We start from the raw sequence: 15,058 nt of genomic DNA, 5'->3' as shown, positions 1-15,058 counted from the left end.
GTGCGAGACCGCCATGGATGGCGGTCATGCAGAAAACGCAAGGAGCAGTTCTCTGCCACGGCGCACCCGACTAATTGGAAGCTATGGCAACCCCGAGAGATTACGGATTTATGCGCCGCGCGCTGGAACTGGCGGAGATCGCCGGCGAGCGCGGCGAGGTACCGGTGGGTGCGGTACTGGTGCGCAACGGAGAAATCGTCGGCGAGGGCAGCAACCGCCCGATCGGCAACTGCGATCCCAGCGCCCACGCGGAAATCGTCGCCCTGCGCCGGGCCGCGGAGCGGGCACAGAACTACCGCCTGCCCGATACCACCCTCTACGTGACCATCGAGCCCTGCACCATGTGTTTCGGCGCCCTGGTGCACGCGCGCGTCAGCCGCCTGGTCTACGGTGCGAGCGAACCCCGCGCCGGGGCGGTGGAGAGTCGCCTGCAGTTGCCCCAGGCGGACTTTTTCAATCACAAAATCGCGGTGGAAAGTGGCCTGATGGACGAGGAGGCGGCAAAACTGGTCAGGGAGTTTTTTGCCGGCAGGCGCTGACAATCACCCGGGTCGCATCCTTCCTGTTCCCGAAAGTGCAGCGCTACCGGCTTTCTCCCGGTTGGGGCGCAGAGCCTGAAGCCGCCTGTGTCAGGCGAATATCGCCGAGGTCGATATCCCCGTTGTGGCCGGGATTTACACCGTGGTGGCTGTCGGTGATCCAGAGCAGCTGCTCCTTCCCGTTCTCGATTCTCGCCGCCACCGAGTAGGTGCGGTGCGGGTCCAGCTCGCCGCGCTCTATCCGCAGGGAGAAGGGCACGGGGATCTGCCGGTTCTCCAGTTCGATGACCTGTTCGGCAACGACCCCGGCCGGCGCATCGGCGAGTGATACGTCGCGCAGCTGGACAGTGGCCACGGCATTTGGTGGCAGAGCGATACGCTGCAGATAGATCAGTTGTCCGCTGATCTGCAGTGGTTCCCCGGTGCCGTTCATGGAAGTGTCGGCGTCTTCCCGTTCACTGACGCCGTTCTTTTGTGGCGGCTCGTCCGGGGTCGGCTGCGGATTTTTTTCCTGCTGACAGGCGGCCAGCGCGAACAGCAGTAGCGCTGCCAGACCGTAAGACAGTAGGGAGCGAATGGAGTGGAAGTCGGTTTTGCGCATGGCGATTCCCTGTTCTCTGATTCGTGCGAAGGTATTTAGAGGCACTGTGATCCAGCGGTAGTGCACAAGTTCCGCTGTGAGGGGCGCAATCTGCTAGACTGGCTCGCCGGCCGGCGGGGGCCCGGTAGCAGTTTAGAGGGTGGATACGAGTTGTTGTTATGAATCACGAGTGGATCAAGATGGCGCTGATTCTCGGCCTGCTGAGTTGCGTCGGCCCCTTCGCCATCGATATGTACCTGCCGGCGCTCCCGGTCATGGCCGAGAGCTTTGGCGCGCCTGTGGAGGCGGTGCAGTATACGCTGATGTCGTTCTTTATCGCCTTCGGTGTCTGCCAGCTGTTCTACGGCCCGGCGTCCGATATGTTCGGGCGCAAGCCGCCGCTGTATTTCGGCCTGATCCTGTTTGCATTGGCTTCCATCGGCTGTGCTTTCGCGCCCACCATCGAGTGGCTGATTGCGCTGCGATTCGTACAGGGTGTGGGGGCGGCCGCGGTGATGTCGATTCCGCGCGCCATCATCCGCGACCGCTATACCGGCACCAAGGCAACGCGGTTGATGACCACGGTGATGCTGGTGATCTCCATTTCACCGATGCTGGCGCCGCTGGCCGGCAGTGCCCTGATCGGCCCCTTCGGCTGGCAGTCGGTATTTGTCGCCGTGACGCTGGCGACGATACTGAGCCTGCTGTTGGCCGGCTTTGGCCTGCCCGAGACACTGCAGCCTGCCGATCGGGTACCCTTCCGGTTCGGCGCCATGTGGCGGGCCTTCCGCACCCTGTTCTGCGATCCCGGCTATATGGGGCTGACGCTGATCGGCGGTCTGGGAATGGCGAGCTTTTTCGTTTTCCTGTCCACGTCGTCCTTCCTCTACACCGAGTACTACGGGCTGACGTCCACCCAGTTCAGTCTCGCTTTCGCGCTGAACGCGCTGGGCTTTTTCACCGCCAGCCAGTTCGCCGCCACCCTGGGGGAGCGTTTCGGTTCGGTCAGCGTGGTCAGATGGGCGGTGACCGGCTTCGCCGTCAGCGCCTCGGCCATGTGCGCACTGATCGCCGCCGGCTTCGACAGCTTTGCATTGCTGGTGGCCATGCTGCTGCTGAGTAACTCCTTCCTCGGCTTGGTGGTGCCCACCTCGATGGTGTTGTCCCTGGACGACCACGGTCCCATCGCCGGCACTGCCGCCGCACTGGGCGGCGCATTGCAGATGCTGACGGGGGCGGTGGCGATTGTGTTGTCGAGCCTGGTGTTCGACGGTACGCCGCTGCCGTTGGTGGCCAGTATTGCGATCTGTGCGCTGCTGGCACTGGGCCTGTCCCTCTTGACGTTGCGCAGGTCGGCGGCCGTCTTGGTGCAGTCCTGATCGAGTCGCTGCCAACGCGTTGATAAAGACTTTGCGGGGGCATTTTACAAGAGTAAGAAAATTGGGCGGCCACAAAGAATACCTCCCTGGACAGGGGTACACCTGCCCGGGAAACCTGGTAATGGATAAGCTCAACAGGATGAGGAATAAACATGGCCTTGCAAAACCTTAAGATTCCTCTGGCTCTGGTGGCCTTTGCCGCGGTATTGCTGGTGGTCAAGCTGTTTACGGCGATCATAGTATTGCCCGATGATCCTGCGAGCTTTCTGGTTTTCCGGTTTTCCCCATCCTTGGAAAATTATATAACCGGTTTTCCTGAAGGGGGGCAATACACTGTTCTGCTTGCCGATGAAAATGGTGTGATCGGGGAAGAGTTTTACCTGCTTCTCGTTCGCTATATGTGGTGGCCTGTTGCCGCTCTCGCTTTGTTCGTTTTTATCGTGAGGAGGCGGCGTAACCACCGCCTGCGGTAACTGTGTGAGGGGGGCGCCGGGGATGTAAGAAACTTGGTCGACCTTCGGCCAGGTACATTCTCGCACTCGGGAATGAGTGTTTCGAAGGAGGAACCCCTTTGCGTAGCAGGGGAGGATGTCAGTCCAGCGGATTTTGAGCCCGCCAGTTCTTTTCATCCAACATGCCATGCGGAGAAGAGGGCGGCTGGGAAAGAGATGGTACCGGGGGCCGGACTCGAACCGACACGGGTTTTACCCCCAACGGATTTTGAATCCGTCGTGTCTACCAATTTTACCACTCCGGTAGAGCGCTCTGGCGATTGTGGCGGCGGTCCTTCCCAGGGGCAACCGGATTTGACTCAGGGGGGGTGCCGGTTGACAGTATTAAGCTGTGATGTTGAGCCTAAAAGGCCGTCCCCGGAAAGAAAATTTGCCTTGTCTGCTTGTCGCGGACCAGAGCAGTCATTACTTTGGCAAATTCAGCCGGCTTCTTTTCAAGAAGGGATAGTCGGTCGATGTACTCCTGTAGCAGCGGTTCCACCAGAAAGTACACCATATTCGCGCCATTAAGACGGTAGCGTAGAATGTGCCATATCCGGGGACTGGTTTGCTGTAATCGACGACTGGCTTCTCCGGCTCGGCTCAAAACTCCCTGTGCATTGAGTAGCGCGAGTAAGGTTTTTCCGAGACTACCGTTTGCTTTCTTAGCCTGAGATCTTAGTTTTGCAAGGTCCCGCTTTACGGTATCAATTCCTCGGCTTTGCGCCATTAGCTTTTTACAGACGAGAGACGCAAGAATTGCGCCTATGGCTGATGCCAATCGCATGCCTATCTGTTTTCCTATCAATCTCTGGGTCGGGTCGTTAAGCAGGTGAACGGCTTCATTCAGATCTTCTCTGCTGACACCCTCAATCAGGTGTAGTGAGATTGCTTTAAGTACCCAGGCAGTATCAATGGTATCGGGCAGTATGAAGGCACCGTCCCGGTGTGCATCGTTCAATACCCACTCGGGAATGACAGATGTGTATTCATTGATTATGACGGTAACGATCTGAAAGATGGGGTTATCCAGGCTGTTCAGTTCAACAGAAGTCAGCTTGTCGAAAGAGGATTGGGCAAACTCGTAGACTGCCCAGTTTTCATTTCCGACGTTTTGAAACGCTTCATTCCCTGAGAGCTTTAGTCCTTCCCCTGTTCGCTTGATTCCTCCGCCTAGCCGCTGGGCCTTGCCGACAGTCTGGTGCCGCACTCCGTCGATAATGCCTGCCAGAGCTGGTGATGTTTCGTCGATAGGTTGTAGGAATTCCCCAAATGATGATGGGCGGATCAAGTTGCGGTAGCTCGGCCCGTGGCAACCGAAATTGCATGCCTTCCACGCTTTTTCGGTCTCGGCTCCGCGGGTGAAAAAATTGATATTCGATACTTGAATATCTTTCCGGCCTTTTAGGTATCTCTTGACGCCAAGCTCGCTAATCAAAGCTCCATCGTAATTCTCTTCCATGCTGCTCACGAATCAGTTCCTTTTTTATTCGACCCCTATGCTGCTGGTGAAGGCAGCTAAATGGGGGGTTGCGTCTTTAATGTCTTCGTCACTTAAGCTGAAAACCGAAAAAACATCATAGGGAGTGTCAGTTACCCTTGCGACGGTAAGCTCGTATTGGGTTTTACCCAGGAAGGTGTCTTTCCACTTTATGGTTTGAGCGGGGTGCCCGTTGATCTTTGCAGTGCTTCTAGTGAAGTCTTCTATCGTGTCTTTGGTTTCCAGCTGGAGCTCATCGATAAAGTGATCCATAACCTGACTGAGCATGAGTCTTTTATCCTTCTCAATCAGGATGGTTGCTGATGAGAATTCAGAAATCTCAAAACCCACGCCTCGAGTGGTATAGATGGAGGGGGTGCTATCATAAGCCAAGGCCCAGGTGTTGGGGTAATCCAGGCTCAGGCCATCGTGACGATATGACTTGTAACCGGCGAGGGGGGTAGTTTGGACTTCACCTTCGCCGAGTTCACAGCTGGCAACCAGTATCAAGGATATTGTGAAGAGGAGTATCGCGAAAGGTTGCCTGGGGGAAGTCATTAAATTTCCTTTTCAATGCCTATCCTTTTCTTACACTTCACTCAAGGAGAGTGATATGTACAATAAAAAAGCCCGTGTCGGCAAAGCAATCACGGACTTTCGTATTTGGTACCAGAGGCCGGACTCGAACCGGCACGCCCGTGAAGGCAACGGATTTTGAATCCGTCGTGTCTACCAATTTCACCACTCTGGCAGCGGTTCGAGGTCGTATGTTTGGCTGCCTCGATTCAGAGCTGATTATAGCGACGGCCATACTAGGGTCAACCGGATTTGGCGCCGGAGCGGCTTTCCGTTAATCTTCGCGCCCTCTGAGACCACCTAAACTGAAGCCATGCGCCGCCAGGATTTCCATTTCGACCTGCCCGATGAACTGATCGCCCGCGCGCCCACCGAGGAGCGCCGCGGCAGCCGCCTGTTGTGCCTGGACGGGTCCAGCGGCGAGGTGGATCACCGCCGCTTCGCTGAACTGGCGGAGCTGGTGGAGCCCGGCGACCTGCTGGTGTTCAACGATACGCGGGTGATTCCGGCGCGGCTGTTCGGGCGCAAGGCCAGCGGCGGAAAGCTGGAGATTCTGATCGAACGGGTGCTGGACGAGCGCCGCGCGCTGGCCCATATCCGCGCCAGCAAGGCCCCCAAAGCGGGCAGCGAGATACTGCTGGAGGACGGTACCGCGCTGCAGATGCCGGCGCGCCACGAGGCGTTGTTCGAGCTGGAGTTTCCGCCGGAGGGGGCGCTGGCGGTGCTGGAGCGGCTGGGGCATATGCCGCTGCCGCCCTATATCGACCGCCCGGACGAGGAGTCCGACAAGGAGCGCTACCAGACGGTCTACAGCCGCGAGGCGGGCGCCGTGGCGGCGCCCACCGCCGGCCTGCACTTCGACGAAGAGATGCTCGAGGCGCTGCGCAGCAAGGGCGTGGAGACAGCGTTCGTGACCCTGCACGTGGGCGCCGGTACCTTCCTGCCGGTACGGGTGGACGATATCTTCGAGCACAAAATGCACAGCGAGGTGATGCAGGTGCCGGAGTCCGTCTGCCGGGCGGTGGCGGACTGCCGGGCCCGCGGCGGTAAGGTAATCGCCGTGGGTACTACCAGCGTGCGGGCGCTGGAGAGCGCTGCGGCGGAAGGGGAGTTGAAACCCACTACCGGCGAGACGGATATCTTTATCTATCCCGGTTACCGCTTCCGGGTGATCGACCGGTTGATCACCAATTTCCATCTGCCGGAATCGACGCTGTTGATGCTGGTGAGTGCCTTTGCCGGTTACGGGCAGACGATGAATGCGTATCGGGAGGCGGTGGCGGAAAAGTACCGTTTCTTCAGTTATGGGGATGCGATGTTGATTAGTCGGAATCCGGATGTCAGTAGCTGGTGAGGTGGCGCCGCCACGGCCCTCTCCCCCGGCCCCTCTCCCAAGGGGAGAGGGGAGCTAGTCTTTCGGGCGCCGTGGAACCCGATAATGACATGATCCTCCCCGAGTCCCGAACAGAGAACCAGGAGTTACCCTTGAGCCGCCAGTGCTTTATGCAGTTTGAATTGGACGCCACGGAGGGCAAGGCCCGACGCGGGCGTTTGCGCTTTCCGCGCGGGGTGGTGGAAACGCCGGCGTTTATGCCGGTGGGCACCTACGGCACCGTGAAAGGCATGCTGCCGCGGGATGTGGAGGGCATCGGGGCCCAGATCATTCTCGGCAACACCTTCCACCTGATGCTGCGGCCGGGCACGCAGGTGATCGAGGAGCACGGCGATCTGCACGATTTCATGCAGTGGTCCGGGCCCATCCTGACGGATTCCGGGGGGTTCCAGGTGTTCAGTCTGGGCAAGATGCGCAAGATCACCGAGGAGGGGGTGTCCTTCCGGTCGCCGGTGGACGGCAGCCGGGTATTCATGGGGCCGGAGGAATCCATGCAGGTGCAGCAGTCTTTGGGCTCCGACATCGTCATGATCTTCGACGAGTGCACGCCCTATCCGGCCACGGCGGATGAGGCGCGCAAGTCGATGGAGATGTCGCTGCGCTGGGCCGAGCGCTCGAAAAAGGCCCACGGCGACAGCCCCTCGGCGCTGTTCGGTATCGTTCAGGGGGGGATGTACCCGGAGCTGCGGGACACCTCCCTGCGCGGGCTCGAGGAGATCGGCTTCGACGGCTACGCCATCGGCGGCCTGTCGGTGGGCGAGCCGAAAGAGGAAATGGTCAAGGTGCTCGACCACCTGGCCCACCGGATGCCGGCGGAGCGGCCGCGCTACCTGATGGGGGTGGGCAAGCCCGAGGATATCGTCGAGGCGGTGCGCCGCGGGGTGGATATGTTCGACTGCGTCATGCCCACCCGCAACGCCCGCAACGGCCACCTGTTCACGGCGGAGGGCGTGGTCAAGATCCGCAATGCCGCGCACCGCCACGACACGGGCCCGCTGGAAGCCGACTGCGACTGCTATACCTGCGAGAACTTCTCCCGCGGCTATCTCCACCACCTGGACCGCTGCGGCGAGATTCTCGGCTCGCAGCTCAACACCATCCACAACCTGCGCCACTACCAGCGGTTGATGCAGGGACTGCGCGGTGCCATTGCCGGCGGCGCGCTGGAGACCTTCGTGGCGGACTTCTATCGCCGCCTGGGCCGGGAAGTGCCGCCGCTCGCCGACTGATGCCGCGGGAGCCCGCCCGGACCCGATTCGGGGCGGGCTCCCGCATTTGTACCGGCACACCATCCCCGTATAATCGGCCCCCGATCCGGAAAGAGCGCGCGCCTTGCAATTGGCCCCGTGCGCCCGCATATCCGACCACATCGCTTTGAATGACCGGCCCGCGGGGCCGCACACTACAACAATGAGAGCAGCATGAATCGCTACCCCGTCTGGAAGTATCTCCTGATCCTCGTCATCGCGGCCCTCGGCTTTCTCTACGCCGCGCCCAACCTCTACAAGCCGGATCCGGCGGTACAGATCTCCGGCCAGTCCAGCGCCATGTCTGTGGGGCCTGAGGTGCTGGAACAGGCCGAGCGGGCGCTGGACGAGGCGGGCATCGAGTATTTCGGCGGCGAGGTCAGCGACAACAACGCTGTGCTGCTGCGCCTGGAGTCGATCGAGGAGCAACTGCCGGCCAAGCGCGTGATCCAGCAGACGCTGGGCCACAGCGAGTATGTGGTGGCCCTCAACCAGGCGCCCACCACGCCGGAGTGGCTGAGCAGTATGGGTGCCAGCCCCATGAAACTGGGGCTGGACCTGGCCGGCGGTGTGCACTTCCTGATGGAGGTGGACACCAACACTATCGTCCGCACCAACCTCGAGAGCTACGCCCAGGACATCAAGGCCAAGCTGCGCGCGGCCAAGGCCCGTTACCGCAGCGTCGACCTGGTGGACGACCGCGAGATCGTCGCCCGCTTCCGCACCGATGAGCTGCGGGACAAGGCGGTTTCCACCATTCGCAGCGAGTTCCCGACCCTGCAGGTCACCGAGTCCGGCAGCGGCAACGACCTGCAGGTCCACGCGGCCCTGTCGGAAGAGAAGATCAAGGAGCTCGAGGACTACGCCATTGCCCAGAACCTGACGGCGCTGCGCAACCGGGTGAACGAGCTGGGTGTATCGGAACCCATCGTGCAACGCCAGGGGCGCAACCGCATCGTGGTGGAACTGCCGGGCGTGCAGGACACCGCCGAGGCCAAGCGCATCATCGGCAAGACCGCCAACCTGGAATTCCGCATGGAAGCGCGCCCGGACGAACTGGTGACCAACAAGGAGCACTTCGAATTCCGCAATGAACAACAGCGCCAGGCCTACGGCGGCGCCTGGCTGGAGCGCAAGGTCATCATCAAGGGCGACCGCGTCACCAACGCCCGCGTCGGCTACGACGAAAACGGCATGCCGCAGGTGAACATCACCCTGGATTCCCGCGGCGGCGAGATGATGCACCGCGCCACCTGGAAGAATGTCGGCCGGCGCATGGGCACCCTGTTTATCGAGAGCCGCTTCCTGCCTGAAACCCGGGTGGACGAGCAGGGCAACGAGATTACCGTGCAGAAGCGCGTCGACACCAAGCAGATCATCAGCCTGGCGACGGTGCAGAGCGCACTGGGCAAGCAGTTCCGCACCACCGGCCTGGAGGCCGGGGAAGCCCAGGACCTGGCGCTGCTGCTGCGCGCCGGCGCCCTGGCAGCGCCCATGTACTTCGTGGAAGAACGGGTAATCGGTCCGTCGCTCGGCGCCGACAACATCGAGGTGGGCGTGACGTCGGTGCAGATCGGCCTGATCGCGGTGCTGATCTGCATGCTGTTGTTCTACCGGGTCTTCGGTATCGCCGCCAATATCGCCCTGGGGCTGAACATGGTGTTGCTGGTGGCGGTGATGTCGATCCTCGGCGCCACCCTGACGCTGCCGGGTATCGCCGGTATCGTGCTGACTGTGGGTATGGCGGTGGACGCCAACGTACTGATCTTCTCGCGAATACGGGAGGAAATCAGGAACGGTATGCCGCCGCAGTCGGCGATCAGAGCCGGTTTCGATAATGCCTACAGCACCATTGTCGATGCCAATATCACCACCCTGATCGTTGCGGTCATCCTGTACGCGATCGGCTCCGGCCCGGTACAGGGCTTCGCGGTAACCCTTAGCGTGGGCATCCTGACCTCCATGTTCAGTGCCATCATGGGCACCCGCGCAATCATCAACTTGTTCTACGGCGGTCGCCGTGTGCAGAAACTTTGGATATAGGAGTGCCGACCGTGAGTGAGAGCAAAACAGTGGAAACCAAAGAGGAAAACGGCCGCATCACCGAGTATATGGGCAAGCGCGTGTTCAATTTCATGCGCTGGCGCAAGCTGGCTGCGGGCGCATCCATCGTGCTGGTACTGGGCTCCATCGCTGCGCTGGTGATGAACGGCCTGCAGTTCGGCCTGGATTTTACCGGCGGTACCCAGATTGAAGTGGGTTACGAACAGGCACCCGGCATCGAGGAGGTACGGGACCAACTGGTGGACGCCGGTTACGAGGGCGCCTCGGTGGTGCGCTTCGGTTCCGACACCGAGATCCTGATCAAGCTGCCGCCGGAGGTGGCGGCAGAACAGACCCAGTTCAGCGCCCGCGATGAAGAGGCGACCCAATCCATCGGCGACCAGGTGGTGACCCTGCTGGCGCAGCAGTCCGGCGGCGACGTGACCCTGCGCCGCGTGGAAATGGTGGGCCCGCAGATCGGTGAAGAGCTGCGCGACGACGGGGGCCTGGGCATGCTGTTCGCGCTGATCGTGGTGATGGCCTATGTGGCGCTGCGCTTCCAGTACAAGTTTTCCGTTGGCGCCGTGGCCGCACTGGCCCACGATGTGGTCATCGTGCTGGGCTTCTTCGCCCTGTTGAGGCTGGATTTCGATCTGACGGTGCTGGCGGCGGTACTGGCGGTGATCGGCTACTCGCTGAACGACACCATCGTGGTGGCGGATCGTATCCGCGAGAATTTCCGCAAGGTGCGCAAGGCGAGCTCCGAGGAGATCATCAATATCTCCATCAGCCAGACGCTCGGCCGTACCCTGATGACCTCCTTCACCACCATGCTGGTGCTATGGGCACTGCAGTTCTTCGGCGGCGAGCTGATTCACAATTTCTCGCTGGCGCTGATCGTCGGCGTGGTAGTGGGTACCTATTCGTCCGTCTACGTTGCCGCAAACGTGCTGATGGCCCTGCATATCACCAAGGAAGACCTGATGCCGCCGGTGAAGGAAGGGGCAGAGCTGGAAGACGAGATGCCCTGAGGGAGTGTTGGGTGGTTGGTGGTCAGTGGTTGGGAACCCGGTCACCAACCACTAATCGCCGGCCACTCAGGCAGTGCGGGGTTTCTTGCCCAGGGTGATGTGCTTGGGACCGGAAGTGCTGGTCTGGCCGCTGACGCCCTTGGGGACCTGCTGTATTTCACCGCCGCCGGCCAGGAATGCCTGTACCTGTTCCTCGATGGTCTGGCGGGTTTCCACGGAGGTGGGCTGCTGCTTGCGCTTGGATGCGCCGGTTGCTTTTTTGGCCACAATGTCTATCCGGTTATCTTCGAGAACGGGCCATTCTACACCAGTTTGCACAAAAAATCACCTGTCCGGTATTTGACTCTCGTTTTCCCGTTTTTACCCGCATATTTTTCTTCGCTTTTCTGCCTGGCTGACACAAATTCAGGCTTCGGAGTCGGAGGTAGTTGCCGATGGCACTCCGACCCGGCTCCCGAAACTGGAAGCACACAAGAGCTTGGCCAGTACCGGGCTTCCGGTGACTCCCTGTTTCTGTCAGCCGGCCTTGCCGGAGAGCCTCCACAGCCAGATGCACAGCGCCAGCAGCAGGACAAAGGCGACGGCGCTGGGCCATGCCGGCATGGGGGCGCCGGCAACCAGCACCTGCGGCTGTGCCACCAGTCGCCACAACTGGCCCAGGGACATCAGGCCGAATATTACGCTGGCCAGGCGCAGGCCGAATTTGGGGGAATTCATGGATCACCTCCGCGAAAAGCGGTTCTCTTCCCTTCGGTGATGCTAGTGTGCCGTACGGGAAGTTCGCAAACAGTTCGCTGCGCCAAAGCGACCAGCTCTGCGTTGGGAAAGCTTGAAATAGCCCTGCTATTCCAGCGCTTGCTCGCCTTGATCTGAGCGCTTTGTCTGTGCTCCTTTGTTCGCGAACTTCCCGCACGGCGCACTAGTGTGGTGCGGTCGCAATTCCCCATCGCCGCACAAGCTCTGTGCTCAGGGACAGTTACCCAGTGGTTGCCGTCGTCGCTGCCGTTGGCGAAACAGTCCGGGGCCAGCGGATTGCCGGTGCCTTAGGCCCGGCGCCCCCGGCTCAGCTGAACAGCTCCAGTATCTCCTCGCCGGAGAGGCTGGACAGCGCCGCTCCCTCGCCGGCCAGCAGGGCATCCGCGAGGGACTGTTTGTGCCGCTGCATTTCCTGGATGCGCTCCTCGATGGTGCCCTCGGCAATCAGCTTGTAGACGAAAACCGATTTCTGCTGGCCGATGCGGTGGGCGCGGTCGGTGGCCTGGTTTTCCGCGGCCGGGTTCCACCAGGGGTCGTAGTGGATCACCGTGTCTGCCGCGGTCAGGTTGAGGCCGAAGCCGCCGGCCTTGAGGCTGATCAGGAACAGCGGGACCTCGCCGGACTGGAAGGCATCGATGGCCTTGTCCCGCTTGCGCGTGCGGCCGGTGAGTTTGCTGTGGGCCACACCGCGTTTTTTCAGTTCGCGCTCGACGATCGACAGCATGCTGGTGAACTGGGAGAACAGCAGGATTCTTCGCCCTTCCGCCAGCATCTCTTCGAGCATTTCCAATAGCGCTTCCAGTTTGGCGGACTGCTTCACTTTCGCCGCGCTGGGGATTTTTACCAGCGAGGGGTCGCAGCAGATCTGGCGCAGTTTCAGCAGCGCGTCCAGCACCTGGATATGGCTCTTCGCCAGCCCCTTGCTGTCCAGCAGTTTGCGCACTTCCTTCTCCATACTGGCGCGCACCGTCTGGTAGAGCTTCTGTTGTTTGTCGCCCAGGGTTACCGCCTGCACGATTTCGGTTTTCGGCGGCAGTTCGCCGGCCACCTGTTCCTTGGTGCGGCGCAGCATGAAGGGCGCGGTGCGGCTGCGCAACTGGTTCCGGCGGGATTCGTCCGCCTCCTTTTCGATGGGCTTGCGGTAGAGGCGGTTGAAGGATTTGTCGTTGCCCAGCAGGCCCGGCATCAGGAAATCGAACTGGGCCCAGAATTCCCCCAGGTGGTTTTCCAGCGGCGTGCCGGTGAGGCACAGGCGTTGGGTGGTTTTATAGCCGCGCAGGGCCTGGGATACCTTGGCGCGGGGGTTCTTGATCGCCTGGGCTTCGTCCAGTACCAGCAGGCTGAAGGGGTGGCGGGCGAGAATATCCGCATCCCGTTGCGCCAGGGCGTAGCTGGTGATCACCAGGTCGTAGTCCTTGAGCCTGCGCAGCTTGGGTTTCCTGTCGGTGCCGTGGCTGATGACGGCGCTCAGCCCCGGGGTGAACTTCTGTGCCTCGTGCAGCCAGTTGCCCAGCAGGCTGGTGGGGGCGACGATCAGCGCAGCTCGGCGCAGCTCGCCGCGCTCTTTCAGGTGCAGGATAAACGCCAGTGTCTGCAGTGTCTTGCCCAGGCCCATGTCGTCGGCGAGGATGCCGCCGAACTGGAAGCGGTGCAGGAAGGCCAGCCAGTTGAGTCCCTCCCGCTGGTAGTCGCGCAGTTCCGCTTGCAGGCCCTCTGGCGGCGTCACCGTCTCCAGGCCCTGCAGGTTCTTCAGCTCCCGCGCCAGTGCGCGGCGCTCTTCGCCGCCGGACCAGGCGAAATCGCTGTCTCCCAGCTCGTCCTCGAGCTGGGCCAGCGGCGCCAGGTTGTGGCGGTGCATCTTGAGGTGGCCCTTTTTGTCGAGCGCTGGCTCCTCGTGCAGTTCGATCAGGGTGTCCAGTACCGGCTCTACCCAGTCGCGGGGGATATTCAGCCACTGGTCCCGGCCCAGCTCCACCATCAGGCCGCCCTCGGGCAGTTCGCCGCCGTATTCGAGGGCGCGGGTGAGCAGCGGCAGCAGTTCCAATTGCTCGTCGCCGAAATTGACCTGGATGCCCAGGCTGTTGCTGTGCAGTTCGCCGGACAGGCTGTCGGCGGTGGTGACATCCAGTTTGAAATCGGCAGCCTTCTCGATACGCCAGCCGCGTTCGTGCAGTTGCTCCGCATCGCGGTCGAGGAATTCCGCCCAGCGCAGGGGCGAGGGCAGGGTTTCAGTGTCGGGCAGCAGGAAGCCCACGTCGCCGACATCAGTGGGGGACAGGCGGTAGCCGGTAAAGCCGAGTTCCTCCAGCCGGTCTATGGCGCCGAGTTCGAAATCGCCGTCGCGGGTCACCAGCAGTTGCCCGCCATCTGTTTCCAGCAGTTGTGTGGCGGCGGGCGGGAAGGCGCGGATTTCGTATCCGTCGTAGACGAAGTGGAGGGCCGCGTAGTGGCAGTCGAGCGCCTCCCGGTATGCCAGCCGCAGCAGCGGGGTGGGCTCTCCGCCGATGTCGACGAGGTTGTCCACCGGTAGCGGCAATGTGTCCTCGGGCAGCTGTTCGGCCAGCAGCTGGGCGGTTTCCAGCTGCGACTCCTCGGGCACCGGTGGCATCTGCCGCAGCAGCAGAATCTGTTCGCTGGACAGGGGCGTGTCGATGGGGCCGCAGTGCCCGCTTGTCATGTCGATGTAGTGGGGCGGTTCGGTGGTGGCGAGCAGCCAGTCGCCGTCGCAGTCCGCGAGGGCGACCTGCAGTTGTTCCCGCCCATTGTTCCCGTCCCAGGAAAAGTCGAGGGTGCGCCGGTCGCCGGGTACCACCTGCTCGCCGTTCGCGGGCAGGATGCCGCGGCCGCTGTCGAGAATTTCCACCAGCGCCATGGCGCCGAGGCGGCCCTCGGGGGTGAATTCCCAGTCGACGTTGCCGCTGTCGCCGAGCAGTTCCACGATGGTGGCGTCGGCGGGTGCCAGGTGGTCGCTGCTGGTGTAGTTCCAGGGCGCACCGGGAATGGATAGCGGCTTGCCCCAAGTGCCGTCCTTGCGGCGGCGCACCCGCTGCATGCCGATTTCCAGGGCGCCGTCGTCGTTCTCGCCGAACAGGTAGATCACTCTCTGTTCGCGGTGAGTGGTGTCGGGGGTGGGGGGGCGCTCCGCGGCACGGAGGCGGCGCTGCCAGTTGGCCAGGGCGAGGCTGTTGCCGCTGGGGGCCAGGCCGGCCTCTAGTTGCTGCATCAGTGTGAGCAGTGCCGCGACCACATGCTTGCAGTTGTAGCCCACGGGGCAGTCGCAATAGCCGCTGATGCGCGCCTGCCGCTGCCCCGGGATAATGTTGATTTCCTGTTCGTAGGGCTCGGAGTTGGAGCCTTCGACGGCACTCAGGATAAGCCCGTCATCGGGATCCATCTGCAGGTGTACCACCCGTCGCTCCTCGGCATAGCGCTCGCCCCGCTGGAAGGCGCCCGCGCCACAGGCGGCGAGAATGGCACCGCGGGTAATCTCGGGTAGCGACATCGAATTGATCCTCGGGTACGAAAAGGCGAAATCCTATGCCA

Annotated in this window: 13 protein-coding genes and 2 tRNA genes; 7 read left to right on the top strand and 8 right to left on the bottom strand. The window is 61.6% G+C overall.

Going from position 1 to position 15,058, the window contains the following annotated elements; all coding sequences use genetic code 11:
• Positions 1-83: 83 nt before the first annotated feature.
• Positions 84-539 (top strand): tRNA adenosine(34) deaminase TadA, encoded by a 456-nt coding sequence (gene tadA / locus OQE62_RS01775; RefSeq protein WP_265720263.1) that lies wholly within the window; start codon positions 84-86, stop codon positions 537-539.
• A 43-nt stretch (positions 540-582) separates the two neighbouring features.
• On the opposite strand, the gene OQE62_RS01770 is transcribed toward tadA, so the two are convergent.
• Positions 583-1,140, bottom strand: coding sequence for a YbaY family lipoprotein (locus OQE62_RS01770; RefSeq protein ID WP_265720262.1), 558 nt, complete (start codon positions 1,138-1,140; stop codon positions 583-585).
• 158 nt (positions 1,141-1,298) lie between these two features.
• On the opposite strand from OQE62_RS01770, the gene OQE62_RS01765 reads away from it, so the two are divergent.
• Both OQE62_RS01765 and OQE62_RS01760 read left to right on the top strand, forming a co-directional pair.
• A complete protein-coding gene (locus tag OQE62_RS01765; protein WP_265720261.1) occupies positions 1,299-2,498 on the top strand; it encodes a multidrug effflux MFS transporter in 1,200 nt (399 codons plus the stop codon).
• Between the two features lie 152 nt (positions 2,499-2,650).
• Complete coding sequence (locus tag OQE62_RS01760) at positions 2,651-2,971, top strand: hypothetical protein (protein ID WP_265720260.1); 321 nt, start codon at positions 2,651-2,653, stop codon at positions 2,969-2,971.
• A gap of 196 nt (positions 2,972-3,167) precedes the next feature.
• On the opposite strand, the gene OQE62_RS01755 is transcribed toward OQE62_RS01760, so the two are convergent.
• The 4 genes from OQE62_RS01755 to OQE62_RS01740 all read right to left on the bottom strand — a co-directional run bounded on the left by OQE62_RS01755 (position 3,168) and on the right by OQE62_RS01740 (position 5,220).
• Positions 3,168-3,255, bottom strand: a tRNA-Leu gene (locus tag OQE62_RS01755).
• 98 nt (positions 3,256-3,353) lie between these two features.
• Positions 3,354-4,451, bottom strand: a complete 1,098-nt coding sequence (locus tag OQE62_RS01750; protein WP_265720327.1) for a cellulose-binding protein — start codon at positions 4,449-4,451, stop codon at positions 3,354-3,356.
• A 24-nt stretch (positions 4,452-4,475) separates the two neighbouring features.
• Positions 4,476-5,027, bottom strand: a complete 552-nt coding sequence (locus OQE62_RS01745) for a hypothetical protein (RefSeq protein ID WP_265720259.1) — start codon at positions 5,025-5,027, stop codon at positions 4,476-4,478.
• A 106-nt stretch (positions 5,028-5,133) separates the two neighbouring features.
• Positions 5,134-5,220, bottom strand: a tRNA-Leu gene (locus OQE62_RS01740).
• A 138-nt stretch (positions 5,221-5,358) separates the two neighbouring features.
• Between OQE62_RS01740 and queA the strand changes: the two genes are divergently transcribed.
• The 4 genes from queA to secF all read left to right on the top strand — a co-directional run bounded on the left by queA (position 5,359) and on the right by secF (position 10,759).
• Positions 5,359-6,399, top strand: coding sequence for a tRNA preQ1(34) S-adenosylmethionine ribosyltransferase-isomerase QueA (queA, locus tag OQE62_RS01735; RefSeq protein WP_265720258.1), 1,041 nt, complete (start codon positions 5,359-5,361; stop codon positions 6,397-6,399).
• Between the two features lie 149 nt (positions 6,400-6,548).
• Entirely contained in the window at positions 6,549-7,667 is a 1,119-nt protein-coding gene (tgt, locus tag OQE62_RS01730) for a tRNA guanosine(34) transglycosylase Tgt (RefSeq protein WP_449288957.1), read from the top strand.
• A gap of 192 nt (positions 7,668-7,859) precedes the next feature.
• A complete protein-coding gene (secD, locus tag OQE62_RS01725; RefSeq protein ID WP_265720256.1) occupies positions 7,860-9,728 on the top strand; it encodes a protein translocase subunit SecD in 1,869 nt (622 codons plus the stop codon).
• Between the two features lie 68 nt (positions 9,729-9,796).
• Positions 9,797-10,759 (top strand): protein translocase subunit SecF, encoded by a 963-nt coding sequence (gene secF / locus OQE62_RS01720; protein WP_265720326.1) that lies wholly within the window; start codon positions 9,797-9,799, stop codon positions 10,757-10,759.
• A gap of 66 nt (positions 10,760-10,825) precedes the next feature.
• Here secF and OQE62_RS01715 read toward each other — a convergent pair whose 3' ends face one another.
• From OQE62_RS01715 to OQE62_RS01705, 3 genes are all read right to left on the bottom strand, one after another.
• On the bottom strand, positions 10,826-11,026 hold the full coding sequence (locus OQE62_RS01715) for a hypothetical protein (RefSeq protein WP_265720255.1): 201 nt from the start codon (positions 11,024-11,026) through the stop codon (positions 10,826-10,828).
• A gap of 249 nt (positions 11,027-11,275) precedes the next feature.
• Entirely contained in the window at positions 11,276-11,476 is a 201-nt protein-coding gene (locus OQE62_RS01710) for a hypothetical protein (protein WP_265720254.1), read from the bottom strand.
• Positions 11,477-11,822: 346 nt separating this feature from the next.
• A complete protein-coding gene (locus OQE62_RS01705) occupies positions 11,823-15,017 on the bottom strand; it encodes a DEAD/DEAH box helicase (protein WP_265720253.1) in 3,195 nt (1,064 codons plus the stop codon).
• Positions 15,018-15,058: the final 41 nt, after the last annotated feature.

The organism is Microbulbifer halophilus (genome assembly GCF_026183675.1).
GTDB lineage: Bacteria > Pseudomonadota > Gammaproteobacteria > Pseudomonadales > Cellvibrionaceae > Microbulbifer > Microbulbifer halophilus.
The sequence above is the reverse complement of the archived record's forward strand: the minus strand, read 5'-3'. Positions and strand labels throughout refer to the sequence as shown.

Bases quoted from the DNA above. Each gene is read 5' to 3' on its own strand.
- OQE62_RS01770 (WP_265720262.1), bottom strand. From the start codon at position 1,140: ATGCGCAAAACCGACTTCCACTCCATTCGCTCCCTACTGTCTTACGGT.
- OQE62_RS01745 (WP_265720259.1), bottom strand. From the start codon at position 5,027: ATGACTTCCCCCAGGCAACCTTTCGCGATACTCCTCTTCACAATATCC.
- OQE62_RS01710 (WP_265720254.1), bottom strand. From the start codon at position 11,476: ATGAATTCCCCCAAATTCGGCCTGCGCCTGGCCAGCGTAATATTCGGC.
- OQE62_RS01750 (WP_265720327.1), bottom strand. From the start codon at position 4,451: ATGGAAGAGAATTACGATGGAGCTTTGATTAGCGAGCTTGGCGTCAAG.
- OQE62_RS01705 (WP_265720253.1), bottom strand. From the start codon at position 15,017: ATGTCGCTACCCGAGATTACCCGCGGTGCCATTCTCGCCGCCTGTGGC.
- queA (WP_265720258.1), top strand. From the start codon at position 5,359: ATGCGCCGCCAGGATTTCCATTTCGACCTGCCCGATGAACTGATCGCC.
- secD (WP_265720256.1), top strand. From the start codon at position 7,860: ATGAATCGCTACCCCGTCTGGAAGTATCTCCTGATCCTCGTCATCGCG.
- tadA (WP_265720263.1), top strand. From the start codon at position 84: ATGGCAACCCCGAGAGATTACGGATTTATGCGCCGCGCGCTGGAACTG.
- tgt (WP_449288957.1), top strand. From the start codon at position 6,549: ATGCAGTTTGAATTGGACGCCACGGAGGGCAAGGCCCGACGCGGGCGT.
- OQE62_RS01760 (WP_265720260.1), top strand. From the start codon at position 2,651: ATGGCCTTGCAAAACCTTAAGATTCCTCTGGCTCTGGTGGCCTTTGCC.
- OQE62_RS01765 (WP_265720261.1), top strand. From the start codon at position 1,299: ATGAATCACGAGTGGATCAAGATGGCGCTGATTCTCGGCCTGCTGAGT.
- secF (WP_265720326.1), top strand. From the start codon at position 9,797: ATGGGCAAGCGCGTGTTCAATTTCATGCGCTGGCGCAAGCTGGCTGCG.